This is a genomic window from Mariniflexile litorale (assembly GCF_031128465.2).
In the GTDB taxonomy this organism is placed as follows: Bacteria; Bacteroidota; Bacteroidia; order Flavobacteriales; family Flavobacteriaceae; genus Mariniflexile; species Mariniflexile litorale.
This window is the reverse complement of record NZ_CP155618.1, coordinates 1,482,981-1,500,298: the sequence shown is the minus strand read 5'-3', so window position 1 is coordinate 1,500,298 and position 17,318 is coordinate 1,482,981. Positions and strand designations below refer to the sequence as shown.

General features: G+C 32.3%; 13 protein-coding genes, 1 tRNA gene and 1 pseudogene. 6 read left to right on the top strand and 9 right to left on the bottom strand.

What is annotated here, in order from left to right; translation table 11 throughout:
- Positions 1-5: 5 nt before the first annotated feature.
- Positions 6-1,292, top strand: a complete 1,287-nt coding sequence (locus QLS71_RS06225) for a hypothetical protein (protein WP_308991608.1) — start codon at positions 6-8, stop codon at positions 1,290-1,292.
- A gap of 190 nt (positions 1,293-1,482) precedes the next feature.
- Here QLS71_RS06225 and QLS71_RS06220 read toward each other — a convergent pair.
- Together QLS71_RS06220 and rseP are read right to left on the bottom strand one after the other, a co-directional pair.
- Positions 1,483-1,556 (bottom strand) — tRNA-Asn (locus QLS71_RS06220).
- 74 nt (positions 1,557-1,630) lie between these two features.
- Positions 1,631-2,962: an RIP metalloprotease RseP gene (rseP, locus tag QLS71_RS06215; protein ID WP_308991607.1), complete on the bottom strand. Its 1,332-nt coding sequence runs from the start codon at positions 2,960-2,962 to the stop codon at positions 1,631-1,633.
- Between the two features lie 165 nt (positions 2,963-3,127).
- Between rseP and QLS71_RS06210 the strand changes: the two genes are divergently transcribed.
- The 4 genes from QLS71_RS06210 (at position 3,128) to QLS71_RS06195 (ending at position 6,468) form a co-directional block, all read left to right on the top strand.
- Positions 3,128-3,796 carry an SCO family protein gene (locus tag QLS71_RS06210; RefSeq protein WP_308991606.1) on the top strand — a complete coding sequence of 223 codons (669 nt, stop codon included), beginning with the start codon at positions 3,128-3,130 and terminating at the stop codon, positions 3,794-3,796.
- A gap of 145 nt (positions 3,797-3,941) precedes the next feature.
- The gene (locus QLS71_RS06205; RefSeq protein WP_308991605.1) at positions 3,942-4,172 is read left to right on the top strand and encodes a FeoA family protein; all 231 of its coding nucleotides are present in this window, start codon (positions 3,942-3,944) and stop codon (positions 4,170-4,172) included.
- Positions 4,169-6,268, top strand: a complete 2,100-nt coding sequence (gene feoB, locus QLS71_RS06200; RefSeq protein ID WP_308991604.1) for a ferrous iron transport protein B — start codon at positions 4,169-4,171, stop codon at positions 6,266-6,268. Before QLS71_RS06205 ends, feoB (QLS71_RS06200) begins: the two co-directional genes overlap by 4 nt.
- Positions 6,269-6,330: 62 nt before the next feature.
- The gene (locus QLS71_RS06195; protein WP_308991603.1) at positions 6,331-6,468 is read left to right on the top strand and encodes a FeoB-associated Cys-rich membrane protein; all 138 of its coding nucleotides are present in this window, start codon (positions 6,331-6,333) and stop codon (positions 6,466-6,468) included.
- Here QLS71_RS06195 and QLS71_RS06190 read toward each other — a convergent pair.
- The 4 genes and pseudogenes from QLS71_RS06190 to QLS71_RS06175 all read right to left on the bottom strand — a co-directional run bounded on the left by QLS71_RS06190 (position 6,465) and on the right by QLS71_RS06175 (position 11,144).
- Positions 6,465-7,226: a transporter gene (locus tag QLS71_RS06190; RefSeq protein WP_308991602.1), complete on the bottom strand. Its 762-nt coding sequence runs from the start codon at positions 7,224-7,226 to the stop codon at positions 6,465-6,467. The two genes, QLS71_RS06195 and QLS71_RS06190, sit on opposite strands and share 4 nt — an antisense overlap.
- A gap of 47 nt (positions 7,227-7,273) precedes the next feature.
- Positions 7,274-9,466, bottom strand: a pseudogene (feoB, locus tag QLS71_RS06185) (ferrous iron transport protein B).
- 3 nt (positions 9,467-9,469) lie between these two features.
- Positions 9,470-10,489 carry a metal-dependent transcriptional regulator gene (locus QLS71_RS06180; RefSeq protein WP_308991601.1) on the bottom strand — a complete coding sequence of 340 codons (1,020 nt, stop codon included), beginning with the start codon at positions 10,487-10,489 and terminating at the stop codon, positions 9,470-9,472.
- Between the two features lies 1 nt (position 10,490).
- Positions 10,491-11,144: a metal-dependent transcriptional regulator gene (locus tag QLS71_RS06175; RefSeq protein ID WP_308991600.1), complete on the bottom strand. Its 654-nt coding sequence runs from the start codon at positions 11,142-11,144 to the stop codon at positions 10,491-10,493.
- Positions 11,145-11,286: 142 nt separating this feature from the next.
- On the opposite strand from QLS71_RS06175, the gene QLS71_RS06170 reads away from it, so the two are divergent.
- Positions 11,287-11,646, top strand: a complete 360-nt coding sequence (locus QLS71_RS06170) for a YraN family protein (RefSeq protein ID WP_308991599.1) — start codon at positions 11,287-11,289, stop codon at positions 11,644-11,646.
- Between the two features lie 73 nt (positions 11,647-11,719).
- Here QLS71_RS06170 and QLS71_RS06165 read toward each other — a convergent pair whose 3' ends face one another.
- From QLS71_RS06165 to mfd, 3 genes are all read right to left on the bottom strand, one after another.
- Positions 11,720-12,250 carry a hypothetical protein gene (locus tag QLS71_RS06165; protein WP_308991598.1) on the bottom strand — a complete coding sequence of 177 codons (531 nt, stop codon included), beginning with the start codon at positions 12,248-12,250 and terminating at the stop codon, positions 11,720-11,722.
- 123 nt (positions 12,251-12,373) lie between these two features.
- Positions 12,374-13,699 (bottom strand): TlpA disulfide reductase family protein, encoded by a 1,326-nt coding sequence (locus tag QLS71_RS06160; RefSeq protein WP_308991597.1) that lies wholly within the window; start codon positions 13,697-13,699, stop codon positions 12,374-12,376.
- Between the two features lie 63 nt (positions 13,700-13,762).
- Positions 13,763-17,173 (bottom strand): transcription-repair coupling factor, encoded by a 3,411-nt coding sequence (mfd, locus tag QLS71_RS06155; protein WP_308991596.1) that lies wholly within the window; start codon positions 17,171-17,173, stop codon positions 13,763-13,765.
- Positions 17,174-17,318: the final 145 nt, after the last annotated feature.

Here is a 17,318-nt window from a genome sequence, read left to right as displayed (position 1 = left end):
AACAAATGGAAAGCAGAATTTTAAAAATTGTTAGGCATAGTATATATTATACACAAAACGATTATATAAGCTTTGAACAAAGTAATTTTCCAAGTTTAGATAATTTTAAGTTCAAGCCCCAAATGGAAATATTATGGGAAGTAGAAATAAAAAAATATGACCCAAGTGACAAAGTATTAATTCTAAATATTATTGATTATAACAGTCACAAAATAGATGAATTCAAAAGTCAAACAAAAAACAACACTGGTTTGAAAAAGATTTATTTTGAAAACCTAAAATGGAATTTACTTGAGCCTCAATTTACACATTACAAAAAGGTGTCTTTTAAAGGTATAGTTGATGAAGATTCATATTACGAAGACAATAATTTTAGCACTAATCAAGTTGAATTTGAAGGTGTTGAAAATGTCAATAAACCTAATTACAAACCACAATACTCCGTTAATAGGAAAGAAAGTATAGATTTTAACACGACTGTACATTTCAAAGATGCTAAATTCTTAGATGGTAGTGTGAAATTCGACGCAGGGATACCTGAATTATCAAAAACAGTTGAATTTGAGATTTTAAACAATGAGATAAAAAAAGAATTTGATTACATAAAATACTATTTTCCAAAAGTGTTTAAAAGAAAAACATTTGAAGTTATTGGTACTATAATTTTAGAATACAATAAAACTGAATTTGAAAACATTTCTTCTCCGGAAATTACAAAAATAGACTCTTCAATTGTTGAAAAAGTAAAGCAAATAGAATTTAATAGAATAATAAAATTAACTTCAGAAGAAAACTCTAAACAGCTTCTTAACCTTGATGAGCTTTTTGACAAATTAGATATTAACCCAATAAACAGTTTATTTAACGAAAATGAACAGGAGTTAATAGGCTTCTTTGTAAAAGATAAGCATATTAAAAACAAGCGACAACTTGTTTACTTATCGGGTTTAAAACAAAATGATAATAATAAAATTAAATTTACACTAAAACCAAATTTTGGATTCTTATTTACTATAATAAGTGATAAAAAAATTCATTATTGTTGGGAACTTTTAAATTCACATGCCACTTATCTTTGGAGTATTTCTAATAATTTTAATAATTCTATTGAAATTGTAGAAGAAAATATAAATTTAATAAGCAAAATTGGTAGACAGGAATTTAAAAATGAGGTGAATAAAAAAAACAATATCCTCCCAGATTCAGCAAGATTTAATCTCATTAGACACTCCAGCAATAAAGAAGGATTCATCAAATGGAAGGAAAATTTAAACTACTTACTAAATAATTAATTTAAATCGATTAGGCACCTTTTAAAAATCATTAGGCACCTATATAGGCACTTTTTCCACAAAAAAACTTGGCAAGTTGGCATTTAATAGAAAATGTAGTTAATGTTGAGAATACAGCAAATCCCTTGTTGATACCGTATAAAACCAAAAAAGACCTTACATTTCTGTAAAGTCTTTTTCTTGTTGTTTGCTCCCCCTCTTGGGCTCGAACCAAGGACCCTTTGATTAACAGTCAAATGCTCTAACCAACTGAGCTAAGGAGGAGTGTTTGTTTTTCGCCTAAGCGAGCGCAAATATATATATCTTTTTAGTTACTGCAAACATTTTTTCAAAAAATTTTAATTAAAAATTGCCTTAAAAATATCGTTACCATTCGCAAATAAAACTAAAGCTATTAATATAAAGAATCCTACCATTTGTGCATACTCCATAAACTTGTCTCCAGGTTTTCTTCCAGACACCATCTCATAAAGTAAGAACATCACATGGCCGCCATCTAAAGCAGGTATGGGTAATAAATTTAAAACACCTAGCATAATAGATAAAAAAGCTGTTAAATACCAAAAGGCATGCCAATTCCAAGTTGCTGGGAACATGTTGCCAATAGCTGCAAACCCACCAATTTGAGACGCCCCTTTTTTGGTGAAAATATATTTAAACTGAGCTAAGTAGTCTTTAACTTCCCAATAACCCTGGCTTAACCCTCCTGTTATACTTTCTGAAAAAGTATATTCTCTTTTGTTTAACTTAATATAGTCTAAATCGGCTATTGTAGAAACTATCCCTATCGTTTTATCTTCATTTTGAGTAATAGTCAAATTTTTAATTTCATTATTACGTTCAACTTCTAAAACTAAATTTTCCTTAGTATTATTTTTAATTTGATAAGTTAAATCGGAATAATATGTTATTGGTTGTCCATTAACAGAAATGATTTTGTCCATTGCTTTCAATCCAGATTTATCTGCTGGTGAATCTTTAGACACTGAATCTAATTGGAAAGGGTAACGGGGTGCTATAGCTGGTATATCTCCTGCTTCAAAAAGTTTTGTACCAATATCTTCAGGAAGTTGTATATCAGCGACTGTTCCGTCAGGGTGTTCCACTTTAATATTCCCAACTTCTCTAAACATTATGTATTTATTAATGTCTATTGAAAGGTCTTTATATGGCTTTCCATCAACAGATATAATTCTATCTCCTTGCTGAAAACCGTAAGACTCTAAAGTTTTTGCAATTCCAAAACCGTATTTAATATCATCTTTTGTTGAGTAATTTGTTCCCCAAACCAGTAACATCATCATAAATAAAAAGAATGCAAGAATAAAATTAACCGTAACTCCTCCAAGCATAATAATTAACCGCTGCCATGCAGGTTTTGAACGAAATTCCCATGGTTGGGGTGGTAGTGCCATTTGCTCAGTATCCATGCTTTCATCTATCATCCCTGCTATTTTAACATAGCCACCTAAAGGCAACCAGCCAATACCATAAACCGTATCACCTATTTTCTTTTTGAATAGTGAAAACTTAACGTCAAAAAATAAGTAGAATTTTTCTACTCTGGTTTTGAATAATTTTGCTGGGATAAAATGTCCCAATTCGTGTAAAACAACTAGTATAGAAAGGCTTAACAATAGTTGAGCTCCTTTTATTAAAAATTCTGGCATGTAATATTTTTTTTTATAATCGGACAAAAGTAAGCTTTTAAACCAACTTTAAAAAGACTATTGTGGAATGCCATAGTTTTTAACATGAATTTAAGGGTTCATAAAACAGAATCTATTGAATTTTGATTGTATTTTTGAAGAAGTTTAATTTACTTTTTTTGCGAAATGCTATCATTTTTTAAAGATTATAAAACCTTTGCTTTTGTTTTTATTGCTATTTCAATAATTATTGTCTCTATTATTTACAATACTTTAAATGTATACCAGCCATTACCTATTTATCAACCAGCTATGGTAAGTACAGAATTGGTAGATAGCACCATCCAATATCAAAAAAAGTATCATAAAATAGCCGATTTTAAACTTATCAATCAAAACGGAAAAACCATTACCCAAAACGACTATAAAAATAAAATTTATGTTGCCGATTTCTTTTTTACAACCTGCCAAACCATATGCCCTATTATGACAAACCATATGGCGCAAATACAAAAAGAGATTCTTAATGATGATGAAGTACTTTTGCTTTCACATACTGTAACTCCAAAAATAGATACGGTAGCACAACTAAAACGTTATGCATTGGAAAAAGGTGTTGATGATGCCAAATGGAACTTAGTTACTGGAGATAAAAAACAAATTTATGAATTGGCTAGAAAGAGTTATTTAGCTGTAAAAGATTTTGGTGATGGTGGCGATTTTGATATGATACACACCGAAAATTTCATGCTTATTGATAAAAAACGCCAAATCCGTGGGTTTTATGATGGCACCGATTCTGAAGCCATACAAAAACTTCTTGAAGACATTGAGATTCTGAAAGAAGAGAAATAGGATTTGTTGTTTAGCTGTTAGAAAAACCTTGTAAAAACGTTGGCTGCAACTCAAAACTCCCTTAAAAAAACTTTGCATCTCTGAAACTTTGTAACTCTAAAACTTTTCCCTTACTTTTGCTTCTTTAAAATCAATCTAAATAAGTTTGCAAAACACATTAGCCGAATTAAAACGAGGAGAACGCGCTATTATCGTAGATGTATCGTCCATTCATGTTCCATTAAAACTTTTAGAAATGGGCTGTTTACCTGGTAATTTGGTAGAACTTGTTCAATTGGCACCATTTAAAGACCCTATGTATTTAAATATTAACGGCACCCATTTAGCAATTAGAAAGGAAACTGCTAGTCATATTTTAATTGAAAAAGAAATATGAGTAAGCAAATAAATGTAGCCTTAATAGGTAATCCCAACACAGGAAAAACCTCTGTTTTTAATGCACTAACCGGCTTAAACCAAAAAGTTGGAAATTATCCTGGTATTACTGTTGAAAAAAAAGAAGGTATTTGCAAACTACCACGTGGTGTTAAGGCACATATTATAGATTTACCAGGTACTTATAGTTTAAACGCATCGTCCTTAGATGAAAGTGTAGTCATAGAATTGCTTTTAAATAAAAATGATAAAGATTTTCCAGATATTGCTGTTGTAGTAACCGATGTTGAAAATTTAAAACGAAACCTATTACTTTTTACTCAAATTAAAGATTTAGAAATCCCCACTTTATTAGTCATTAATATGTCTGATAGAATGCGTTATAAGGGCATTTCTTTAGATATAGAATATTTAGAAACGCAACTTCAAACTAAAATCGCTTTAATTAGTACCAGAAAAAAAGAAGGTATTGACAATTTAAAACAGCTTATAGCTAATTATAAAGAAGTCTCTGTAACGCCATGTATTAAAGCTTCAGATATTGATAAAGAATACTTTGAAAATTTACAAAAAGCATTCCCAAACCAACTTTTATATAAATTATGGCTTGTTATAACTCAAGATGTTAATTTTGGAAAAACAGATCGAAAAGAGATTGACGCTGTTGCTAATTTTAAAACTAAAAGTAAAGCCGATTTAAAACGACTTCAGCAAAAAGAAACCATAAAACGTTACCAGTTTATAAACCATGTGCTTAAAGAAGGACAAACTATTGATATTTCTCAAGCCAAAGATTTACGTTCTAAATTAGACCGTATTTTAACTCATAAGGTTTGGGGCTATGTTATTTTCTTTGTCATTTTACTAACCATTTTCCAAGCTATTTATGATTGGTCCAGTGTACCAATGGATTTTATAGATAGTACTTTTGCTTTTTTAAGCGAATGGACTAAAAACCAATTGCCCCAAGGTGCTTTTACTGATTTATTGGCAGAAGGTATTATCCCAGGGCTTGGTGGGATTGTTATTTTTATTCCACAAATCGCCTTTTTATTCTTATTTATTTCGGTACTTGAAGAAAGTGGCTACATGAGTCGTGTGGTATTTTTAATGGATCGCATTATGCGTCGTTTCGGTTTGAGTGGAAAAAGTGTTGTGCCCTTAATATCTGGTACTGCCTGTGCTATTCCTGCAATTATGGCAACTCGGAATATTGAAAGTTGGAAAGAACGTTTAATCACTATTTTAGTTACACCTTTTACAACCTGTTCTGCCAGATTACCTGTTTACTTAATTATTATATCATTAATAATTCCCGAAGGGCGCTTTTTAGGATTGGGTTATCAAGCTTTAACTTTAATGCTTTTATACTTTTTAGGTTTCGCTACAGCTGTGCTTTCTGCCCATATTTTAAATAAGGTTTTAAAGATAAAAAGCAAAACATTTTTTGTGGTTGAAATGCCAAACTATAAGCTACCCATGCTTAAAAATGTAGCGTTGACTGTATTAGAAAAAACAAAATCATTTGTGTTTGGTGCAGGTAAAATCATTCTAGCTATATCTATTATTCTTTGGTTTTTAGCATCGTATGGCCCAGGTGATGATTTTAATAATGCCGAAACTATTGTTAAAACACAATACGCTTCACAACAGTTATCTGAGGAAGAAATAAGTCAACACATTTCCTCATATAAATTAGAGCATTCATATATAGGTATTACAGGTCACGCAATTGAACCTATTATTAGACCTCTGGGTTACGATTGGAAAATAGGTATTGCTATTGTAAGTAGTTTTGCTGCCCGTGAGGTATTTGTTGGAACTCTGGCAACCATTTACAGTGTGGGGAATGATGATGAAGCCACTATAAAAAACAGAATGGCTGCCGAAGTAAATCCCATTCTAGGAGGCCCTTTATTTAACTTTGCCTCAGGAATTTCGTTGCTGCTTTTTTATGCTTTTGCCATGCAATGTATGAGTACGCTTGCGGTTGTAAAACGGGAAACAAATAGTTGGAAATGGCCTACCTTACAATTAGTAATTATGAGTGCTTTTGCTTATGTTGTTGCTTTAATAGCTTATCAATTTTTGAAATAGCAAATTCCTGTGAAAGCAGAAATATTTTGAAATGAAACCAAAGTAAACTCGACAAACTAAACATGAATACCATCATTCAAAACATATTAGTTTTTATTGCTATTGGATTTGCTTTAATCTTCTTGATTAAAAAATTCATTTGGAAAAAACCTGCTTCTAAAAAATCTTGCGGTGGAGATGATGGTTGTGGTTGCCATTAATTGCTTTTAGCTTTCGCTATATTGATGCTGCATCCTAGAGATAAATAATTCATGGTATGATTGATACCTGTTCCGAAAGAGAAATCCAATTGGCAATTATCTTTTAATAAATAAGCAATTCCTGCATCAAAACTAGCTTCGTGGGTATCAAACTCAACAAAATTTCCATAAGGTTCTATATAAACACCAAAGGTTTCAGTTACTGAAATACCTAAAGCAACTGAATAGGTTAAATTTCCTGACCCTTCACCAAAATAATCATAACCTACATTATATCCTAAGCCTAAAACATCACTCAATTCATGAGAAATGGAAAGTTTATTTATGGTTCCGAATGCGTTATTACTTAAATACTTTGAACCCGTTGAAAGAATAAGATGTGACAAAAATGCCATTTCAGTATTTATATTTTCTTTTTTGAATAGCTGAATTTTAGTTCCAATCTCTAAATCGCTCATGCCATTTATTTTTTGTGATGAATTTTGATCTTTTAAACTTTCAAACTGACTTAACACACGTAATTCTATCCCATTTGTAATACCATACCGAAATAAAGTCGATGGTGCTAAAAGTTGTCTTTCCGAGCTAAAATCATCTTCAGTAAAACCCAATAAAACACCTGTTTCTATTTGTAAACTTCCTTTTTCTATTGTTGAAGAGCTTTCGGTTTGGTCGGGTCTATCTGTTATAATGGTTTGTGAAAATACCGAACACCCTGCTAAGCATAGCGTTAAAGCTATATAATTTACTTTGTTCATCTATGTATATTAATTTCTTTTTGAATAATGAGATTTTACTTTAATAGCTAAAAAATAATTCGCCAAATTTGAGCTACTAAAAAAGTGACTATAAAACCTAGTATTACAGGCATAATCGAAGCAAACACAGTCCATTTAACACTTTTAGTTTCTTTGTAAATGGTGTAAATGGTTGTACTACATGGGTTATGCAACAAACTAAAAAGCATCAGGTTAATGGCTGTTAACAACGTCCAACCTCCAGCTCTTAAAATATCACCTGTGGCATTTGCTGAATCCAATTCAAACATCACACCAGCACCTGCACCTCCAGCCATTCCTGTTACTAACACTGTAAGCATTAATATGGTAGGAATAACTATTTCATTAGCAGGAATGGCTACAATATAGGCTAACAAAATAACGCCGTTTAGGCCTAATAAGAATCCAAAACCATCTAATGAATCTATAGTCCAGGCAGCAACACTTTCATTGCCAATGTAAATGTTTGAAATCAACCAAATTACAGCACCTGCTGGTGCAGCAAATACAATAGCACGCCATAAAACAATCATGGTTCTATCAATTAACGAGGTGTATATGGTTTTCCAAAAGCGTGGGGGACGGTAAGGGGGTAATTCTAAATTAAAAGTAGACACCTGCCCTTTTAATAGCGTTTTTGATAATGCCCACGATGTGCCAAACATAAAAGCCATTCCTAAAACTGCTATGCCAATAACCGCCAATAAGGATATTAAACTTGAAAAAGCAGATGGTACTACGGCACCTATAAATATGGTTGCAATTAAAATTTGAGTAGGCCAACGGCCATTACAAAGTGAAAAGTTATTAGTAATAATAGCAATTAAGCGTTCTCTGGGACTGTCTATGATACGGGTAGCCACTACACCTGCTGCATTACAGCCAAAACCCATAGTCATGGTTAAAGCTTGTTTCCCATGGGCGCCAGATTTTCTAAACAGACTATCTAAATTAAAAGCAACACGAGGTAAATAACCAAAATCTTCTAAAAGTGTAAACATGGGAAAAAATATGGCCATAGGAGGTAGCATAACAGCTATAACCCAAGCCACGGCTAAATAGACGCCATCAATTAAAAAACCGTCAAGCCACCAAGGCATGTTGATAGCTGCTGCACCACTTTTTAAAATGGGATGAACATTATCTAATAATAACTCTGCTAATAATGATGATGGGTAATTGGCTCCAATAATAGTCAACCATAGCACGGTAGCTAAGATTAAAAACATGATAGGAAATCCAAAGGTTTTACTCGTTACTATTTTATCTATTTGTCTGTCTAGCCGGAAACGTTTTTTTTGATTATCAACCTGTACAGTATCGGCAACTATTTGAGCGGCATCAGCATAAATACCTTCTGTTAAATTATCATGGAAATCGTCGCCAATTTGCCAACGCAACTCGTTTGAAAGCTCTAATATGTGATCTATATTTTTATTTTCCATGGTAATGTTTTAAAGTAATTCACCTGATTTTAGAGCATTAATAATTTGTGTATCGCCTTCTAATAATCTGAAAGCAATCCATCTGCTATTTGGAATGTTTGGAAATTCTTTTTCAATTTCAGCAGAAAGGGTTTTAACTGCATTTTCAATATTACTTGGTACATTTTTAATACGGTGTGGTTTACAAATAATATGGCCGTTAGCTATTTCACTAATTGTATGAATTAATTCAGGAATACCTTCACTAAATCTGGCGCTTGTAGCAACTACAGGAATGCCTAAATCGCGCGCTAAAACTCTCTCGTCTATGGTTATATGGTTACGTTTGGCTTCGTCCATTAAATTCAAACACAAAACAGCTTTATCTGTGATTTCTAAGATTTGAAGAACTAAATTTAAATTGCGCTCTAGTCTATTCGCATCGGCAACAATAACGGTAACATTTGGTTTTCCGAAAAGGATAAAATCACGGGCTGCAGCTTCATCATCGGAGGTTGAAAGCAATGAATACGTGCCTGGTAAATCGACCAACTTGAACTTTTGATTGTTGTATTCAAAACCTCCTTCGGCTCTTGTTACCGTTTTCCCTGGCCAATTACCAGTATGTTGACGTAAACCTGTTAACGCATTAAATACGGTGCTTTTTCCTGTATTGGGGTTACCTGCTAATGCCACAACAAAATCGACATTCGTTGTATTAATACCCAACTTTTTTAAGCCATCAGCATTAAATTGAGGACAGGTTTCGCAGGCACTTTTTACTTTAGTTTCCATAAGTTAATCTTTTTTAATAAGAATTTTTGCTGCTTGATCTTTCCTTAAAGCAATAGAGGTTCCTTTAATAAGATAAGCATGTGGATCTCCTAAAGGATTTGTTAAATCTATTTTTATACTGGCTCCTTTCACAAAACCTAAATCTAATAAACGACGTCTACTTTCTCCTCTACTTTCTTTTGAAATACCTATTATTTTAGATGTTTCATGTGCTTTCAAACTTGATAATCGTGCAATATTCTCTTCAATAACAACTTCTTTTTCAATCGCTGCTACGGTTAAATTTGCAGCTACAATGGGGGCTAATCTAAATTCTTCCCCTTCAGATAGAAAAACGATGCGGGTTGCGTTATTTTCAATGATTCGTATAAGCGACCCAATATGAATTTTTTCAGCTAAAATTTGCTTGTAAATTATCTCGGGCTCATCTTCAATATGCGTAATTTTTCCAACTGTGTTTACGGGCAATAGGGGTAATTCAACCCCATTAACTTTTGCCATTTTACCTGTTTTTGTTGGAATGGGGTCGCCATGTGGGTCAAACTTCGGGTTTCCTAAATGGGCTGCCAAGGTGTTGGTTTCATCATGACTTAATTTATGCTCCATTAGTTCTGCCCTGTCGTGCCATTCTTCTTTACTAAAACCCGTTTTATCGGCTAAATACCGCTCCCAAAGCCTATGTATTCTAACAATTCTAAGTGCATAATCTCTACCAGCACTGGTTAATTTGAGTACGTCTGATTCAAAATAAATCAAATCATTAATGGTCATTTTTTTTATGACTTCAATAATTTGATTGTTATTGAACTTTAATACATCAACCAAAGTTTTGGTATCGACTTTATTTCCTGAATTTTCGAAATGATAGAGTTGTTTTAGAATATCTTCAATAACAACTTTTTCGTTACTTTTAAAGTTGTTATATATAATCCAAAACCAACCTTTTGTAGGTCGAAATAACACATATAAAACACCCACTATTATAAAAAACAATACGAGTGCGTGTATAGGGTTGTAATTCATATTATTGACTTAAGTATAAATTTTTAGCAACTTCTTTAGAGATAATAATTTGTTTGCTTTTAGTTTGAATGGTAACCGAATCGTCAAAAGGTTCAAATTCTAAAACTTTGATAACATCGCCCAAAGCCAAATTATTTTTATTTAAATATTTTAAAAACACATCCGATGAATCTTTAACAAGCGCCAAAACACCTTCAGCACCAACTTCTATATCTAGAATGTTAATACTTTTGGTTGGTGCATAATTTCCTTCTTTATCCGGAATAGGATCGCCATGTGGGTCGTGAGTTGGAAATCCTAAAAAGGCATCCAATTCATTTACCAATTTTAAGGATTTGATATGTTCTAACTGTTCTGCGACATCATGTACCTCATCCCAAGAAAAATTGAGCTTTTCAACTAAAAAAACCTCCCAAAGCCTATGCTTTCTAACCACTAAAGCGGCAGCCAAACGGCCATCTTTAGTTAAACTAACTCCTTGATATTTTATGTAATGCGCTAAATTTTTATCGGCTAGTTTTTTTACCATATCGGTTACCGAAGATGCTTTAGACTCTATCTTTTCGGCTATAGCATTAGTACTTACAGCTGCTACACCTTGTTTACCTAAATGGTAAATAGCTTTTAAATAATTTTCTTCAGATAATGTGATCATGTTTTAACTTTAGGCTACAAATATAATAAATTTTACTTAAAAGTAAATATTTTTTTAGACAAGACTAAAAATAGAAAGTAAATTAATTTTTATGTACTTTAGTTTTTAAAATTTAGATTCCTGAATTATTAGGAAACAAAGTATGGCAAAACACAATGAACTTGGCAAAAAAGGAGAAGAACTAGCCGTCGATTTTCTATTGAAAAACGCTTACGATATTGTTGAAAGAAATTATAGATTTGATAAAGCGGAAGTTGATATTATTGCTAAGAAAGGCAATATACTAGCCATAATTGAAGTAAAAACACGTTCGACTATTGATTTTGGAAATCCGCAAGACTTTGTTAAACCAAAGCAAATACAACGCTTGGTTAAAGCGGTTGATGAATACGTCATTGTAAACGGGCTAGAAGTGGAGGTGCGTTTTGATATTATTGCGATTGTAAAACAAGGAAAAGCATTTCAAATTGAGCATTTAGAAAATGCTTTTTATCATTTTTAACAGGTATTAGAATATAAAAAACCCCTTATAAATAAGAGGTTTTAATTATTATTAGTCAAATTTTAAATATGACTTAAAATTCATTGTCCGTTTCATCTTCAATAGAAAATTCACCTTTATAACTAATTTTCACGACTTCACCATTATCCAAAGTCAAATCTCCACTTATAGAGAAATTAGTACCACTTCCAGAAACTTTTATGTTTCCAGTTTCTACTTGATAATATTCATCATTATCCTCATCAGCAAAATCTGCATAGGTGTAGTAATAATTTGGTAACTCCTCTGTAGTTTCTTCGCCATTGTTATAATATTCAAAAGTACCTATTTTAAATGATTCAATACCTTTAGAATATAATTCTACATAAAAATAAAAAACAGCACCTTCAGTTGTTGTACCAGTTAAAATGAAATCATAGTTATAATAACCTTCTCCATTATCACCATAATCTTCTATCAAAGCCTCATTTATAACAGATGTAACACCATCGTATTCCATGGTATTAGAAAAAACTTCGCTTTTTTTGTCATCATCATCTTTAGAACATGAAATAATAAATAGAGATACAAATAATAAACAGCTTAATTGAGTAATTCTTTTCATTTTAATAATGTATTGGTTAGCTGCGAATATATAAATTCAAAACTTATAACCTAATGTTTTTTTAACTTAAAGTTAAAAAAAAGTGAATTTAGACTGATTTATGTGCGTTTAATCGATTTAATTTTACTTAAAAGATATTTTTAAAGCTTCAAAACTATCAGGCTTTTCAATAATATTTTTGTTTTTATCGAGCACAAAATAAGCTGGAGTAGCCGTTACATCATAATCGTTTCCTATCTTATTATCCCATTTACCCAACCCAAGTACGTGAAGAAACTCTGGGTAATTTTTAATCTTTTCTTTCCAAGCTTTATTATCGTCTTCTAAACCGATGGCGATAACCTTTAATTTACTTTTTATACGCGATTTAACAAACGTATGTAACTGCGGAATTTCTTCTAAACAATGTGAACAGGTACTGCTCCAAAAAACAATAATGTATTTTTCTGCATTATTTAATTCACTTAGTCTTATTATTTCTTTCTTGTTATTGCTTTCTATTAAAATGGGGAAATCAGGTGCTTTATGACCAATAGACAAATTACTGTATCGTGTTAAAGTGTCAACTAGTTCTTTATCTTTTAAAAGATTAGCAATGTTTAATAAATAATTTTTAGAGATATGATTTGCAACTGGTTCTAATCTTAAATCTACCATTTCTTGCCATAAGTCTACCAATAGAATACGCTTAATGCTGGCTGGTATGGTTTTTATAGCACTATAGAATACGTCAATATTATTTTTATAATTGGTAATCTCGTCTTTACCTTCAGTCGATATTCCAAAGACATAATTAAGCATTCTTTCCTGTAAAAAACTAGAACTTTGAAGTGTTTTATTATTAAAATCTATATTGTCAAAATAACGGTTTTTTAAATTTTTTACATAGGTTTTAACATCTTCATACTTTTTAGGAATATATGGTTTATTTGCTTTTATAAAATGTAATGCTATGGTGTTTTCTGCCTGTTTTTCGTAGCGAATTTGTGTTTCACGTTGTGTTTTAAAAATAGCCCTCAAAGCCAAAGTATCTTTACGGCCTTCTCTAAAATAGTTGTTGATACTTTGGGTAATAGCAGACATACTGCTTGTATAAGATGATAGTAATTTATTTTCGGTTGATGATTTAAACAAAATGCCAGTTTCAGTATTAAAAGTAAGCGCAATATCTTCCTTTCCGTTGTAAATAACATCAAAATTAAAGTCTTCTTGTGGAACCGCATAAACAATTCTGTATATACCCGTTTTAGCAGAAGTGTCTAATTGAAATTGAAAGCTACCGTCTTTTTGAATCTCTGCATTTGTAATGTATTCTGACACGGTTGGCGTTACTTTATACAATAAAACCACTTTATAATCATTTGCTGGCGAAAACACACCTTTAATGGTGTGTTGAGCCAAAAGTATTTGTGGTAATAGTATTAATAATGCAACAATCTTAAATAACATGTTTTTCAAAGTTTCAAAGTTTCAAAAGCATCCGAGCTTAAGGTTTTTATATAAGCACAATAATTACACCGCAATGGGTTGTAATACATTTAACGCTTGTTTTACCGATTTAATATTTTCAAATGTTAGCATTAAGCGCAAACCGTTTCGAGTTTGTTTCTCTTTCATTTTACAGATGCTTGAATTTGATTGAACAAACTGAAGCACCCGTGTAAAATTAGTGCTTTGGTAGAAACTGCTTTGTTGGTCGTTTATAAAATAACCAATGAGTTTACCTTGTTTCATTACAATTTTTTCAAAGCCTGCTTTGGTGGCAATCCATTTTATTTGAACACTATTTAGTAAACCGATTACTTGTTTCGGTAATTCACCAAAACGATCGATTAATTCGGCTTCAAATTTTTGTAATTCGGCTTCCGTTTTTATATCGTTAAGTTTAGTATACAAGCTTAATCGTTCGGCTATATTATTCACATAATCGTCTGGGAACAGCAACTCAAAATCCGAATCAATTGTTACATCTTTTACATATACTTTTTCGATAGCATTATCTTCATATAAATCTTTAAACTCATTTTCTTTGAGTTCTTCAATGGCTTCGTTTAATATTTTTTGATACGTATCGAAGCCTATTTCGTTTATAAACCCGCTTTGTTCACCGCCCAATAAATCGCCTGCACCACGAATTTCTAAATCTTTCATCGCAATATTAAAACCACTTCCAAGCTCAGTAAATTGCTCTAATGCTGTGATACGTTTTCGAGCATCATCAGTCATTGCTGAATACTCTGGAGTTATAAAATAACAAAATGCTTTTTTGTTACTACGCCCTACACGACCACGCATTTGATGCAAATCACTCAAACCGAAATTATTAGCATTGTTGATGAAAATGGTGTTGGCGTTTGGAACATCTAAGCCACTTTCAACAATGGTGGTACTTACCAGAACATCAAAAGCCCCATTCATAAAAGAGAGCATGAGTTCTTCTAACTTTTTGCCATCCAATTGTCCGTGCCCAATACCAATTTTAGCATCGGGTACCAACCGTTGAATCAAGCCTGCCACTTCTTTGATATTTTCTATACGGTTATGAATGAAGAAAATTTGTCCGCCGCGTTCAATTTCATAACTCACCGCATCCCGAATGTCTTCTTCGTTAAAACGAATCACATGACTTTCAATAGGGTAGCGGTTTGGTGGCGGTGTTGTGATAACGGATAAATCACGTGCCGCCATTAAACTAAACTGAAGTGTTCTAGGTATAGGTGTAGCCGTTAGTGTTAACACATCTACATTGTCTTTTAGTGTTTTTAGTTTTTCTTTTACTGCTACGCCGAACTTTTGTTCTTCATCAACAATAAGCAATCCTAGATCCTTAAATTTCACAGATTTATTTACCAGTTGATGCGTTCCAATAATAATATCGACGCTACCATTTTCTAATTTTTCAAGTGTTTCGCGTTTTTCTTTAGCGGTTCTAAAACGGTTTACATAATCTACCGTTACTGGGAAATCTTTTAAACGTTCTGCAAAAGTTCTAGAATGTTGATACGCCAAAATAGTTGTTGGTACTAAAACGGCTACTTGTTTGCCATTATCAACCGCTTTAAATGCTGCACGAATGGCAACTTCTGTTTTGCCAAAGCCTACATCACCACAAATTAAACGATCCATGGGGCGTTCACTTTCCATATCGGCTTTAATATCGGCGGTAGCCGTACTTTGATCGGGTGTATCTTCATAAATAAAAGAGGCCTCCAACTCGTGTTGCATATAACTATCGGGGTTGTATTGATAACCTTTTTCAGTTTTACGTTTGGCGTATAATTTTATAAGATTGAACGCAATATGCTTTACTCTTGATTTTGTTTTTTCTTTAAGCGTTTTCCAAGCGGTACTACCAAGTTTATAAATTTTTGGAGGTTTTCCGTCTTTACCATTAAACTTAGTTATTTTATGTAACGAGTGTATGCTTAAATAAAGTACATCGCGCTCTCCATAAACTAATTTAATGGCTTCTTGTTTTTTACCTTCAACATCTATTTTTTGAAGGCCACCAAAACGTCCAATACCATGATCGATATGCGTAACATAATCGCCAATATCTAAATTGGTAAGTTCTTTTAAAGTGATGGCTTGTTTTTTGGCATAGCCATTTTTTACATGAAACTTATGGTAACGTTCAAAAATTTGATGATCGGTATAACAAACTATTTGATTATCGTGATCTATAAAACCTTGATGTAACGAGAGTACTATAGCCTTGTAAGGTTTTACTTCTAGATGCGAATCATCAAAAATATCGTGGAATCGTTTGGCTTGTTGCTCACTTACGCAGGCAATATAATTGGTATATCCTTTATCGTGATTCGTATTTAAATCTTCAATTAACAAATCAAATTGTTTATTAAAAGAAGGTTGTGGTGTTGTATTAAAAACTATTTCGTCATTGTGAGTGGCTTTCGACGAAGCAATCTCTCCATTAGAAACAGGTTGCTTCGTTTCTCTTGCAATGACGGTACTATTAATAAATGTTGTTGTTCCAAATTCGATTATTGAAAAATCAAGTAATTGTCTTTTTAATATGGTTGAATTACAAAATAACTCTTCTGGTGGTGCATGTTTTATTTCTGAAGACAAGGTTTTAAAAGCATCTTCGGCTTTACTGTAAAAATCATCTATTCTTGAAAAGAATAAATCGACATTTTTAAAACAAACCACTGTTTTTTGAGCCATGTATTGCAAAAAACTCTGGCGACTTTCTTGCAGTAGCTTATTAGCTACGTTGGGAATGATATTAATTTTATTGGTTTGTTCTATAGAAAGTTGGGTTTCGACATCAAAAGTTCGAATGCTATCAACTTCATCTCCAAAAAATTCAATACGATAAGGCGTATCATTTGCAAATGAAAACACATCAACAATACCCCCACGAACAGAAAACTCTCCTGGTTCGGTAACAAAATCAACGCGTTTAAATTGGTATTCAAACAGGACTTCATTTACAAAATCGATAGATAGTTTATCCTTTACCGATACTTTTAAAGTGTTACGTTCTAATTCTTTTCTAGTAACCACTTGCTCGAAAAGCGCATCGGGGTAAGTAACAATAATCGCCGGTTTTTTACGTGAATTTATACGATTCAATACCTCAGCACGCAATAACACATTAGCATTGTCGGTTTCTTCTATTTGATAAGGCCTACGGTAACTGCCTGGATAAAACAATACATCTTTATCACTACAAAGTTGCTCTAGGTCATTTAAATAGAAAGCGGCTTCTTCTTTATCGTTAAAAACCAATAAAAAAGGCAAGTCGTTTTGGTTAAAAATACTGGCAATTACAAAGGAAAATGATGAACCGACAAGTCCTTTTAAATGAACTCTACTTTTAGTTTGGGTAATAGAATTTTGCAGATTTTGCATTTGCAAAGTCTGTACATAGGTTTGAGATAATATGGTTTTACTCACCTAACAATAGGGTTTTAAGACTGCAAATATACGGTTTAGAATTATTTTAAAAATGTTTTGCTAAAAATTCGCAAATGTTTTTTACTTTGTTAAAATGTTATTATTTTATATGGCGCACACATTAGCAATTTTAGTATCAGTATTT

Bases quoted from the DNA above. Each gene is read 5' to 3' on its own strand.
- QLS71_RS06175 (WP_308991600.1), bottom strand. From the start codon at position 11,144: ATGATCACATTATCTGAAGAAAATTATTTAAAAGCTATTTACCATTTA.
- QLS71_RS06165 (WP_308991598.1), bottom strand. From the start codon at position 12,250: ATGAAAAGAATTACTCAATTAAGCTGTTTATTATTTGTATCTCTATTT.
- QLS71_RS06190 (WP_308991602.1), bottom strand. From the start codon at position 7,226: ATGAACAAAGTAAATTATATAGCTTTAACGCTATGCTTAGCAGGGTGT.
- rseP (WP_308991607.1), bottom strand. From the start codon at position 2,962: ATGCCAGAATTTTTAATAAAAGGAGCTCAACTATTGTTAAGCCTTTCT.
- QLS71_RS06170 (WP_308991599.1), top strand. From the start codon at position 11,287: ATGGCAAAACACAATGAACTTGGCAAAAAAGGAGAAGAACTAGCCGTC.
- QLS71_RS06225 (WP_308991608.1), top strand. From the start codon at position 6: ATGGAAAGCAGAATTTTAAAAATTGTTAGGCATAGTATATATTATACA.
- QLS71_RS06180 (WP_308991601.1), bottom strand. From the start codon at position 10,489: ATGAATTACAACCCTATACACGCACTCGTATTGTTTTTTATAATAGTG.
- QLS71_RS06160 (WP_308991597.1), bottom strand. From the start codon at position 13,699: ATGTTATTTAAGATTGTTGCATTATTAATACTATTACCACAAATACTT.
- QLS71_RS06195 (WP_308991603.1), top strand. From the start codon at position 6,331: ATGAATACCATCATTCAAAACATATTAGTTTTTATTGCTATTGGATTT.
- QLS71_RS06210 (WP_308991606.1), top strand. From the start codon at position 3,128: ATGCTATCATTTTTTAAAGATTATAAAACCTTTGCTTTTGTTTTTATT.
- feoB (WP_308991604.1), top strand. From the start codon at position 4,169: ATGAGTAAGCAAATAAATGTAGCCTTAATAGGTAATCCCAACACAGGA.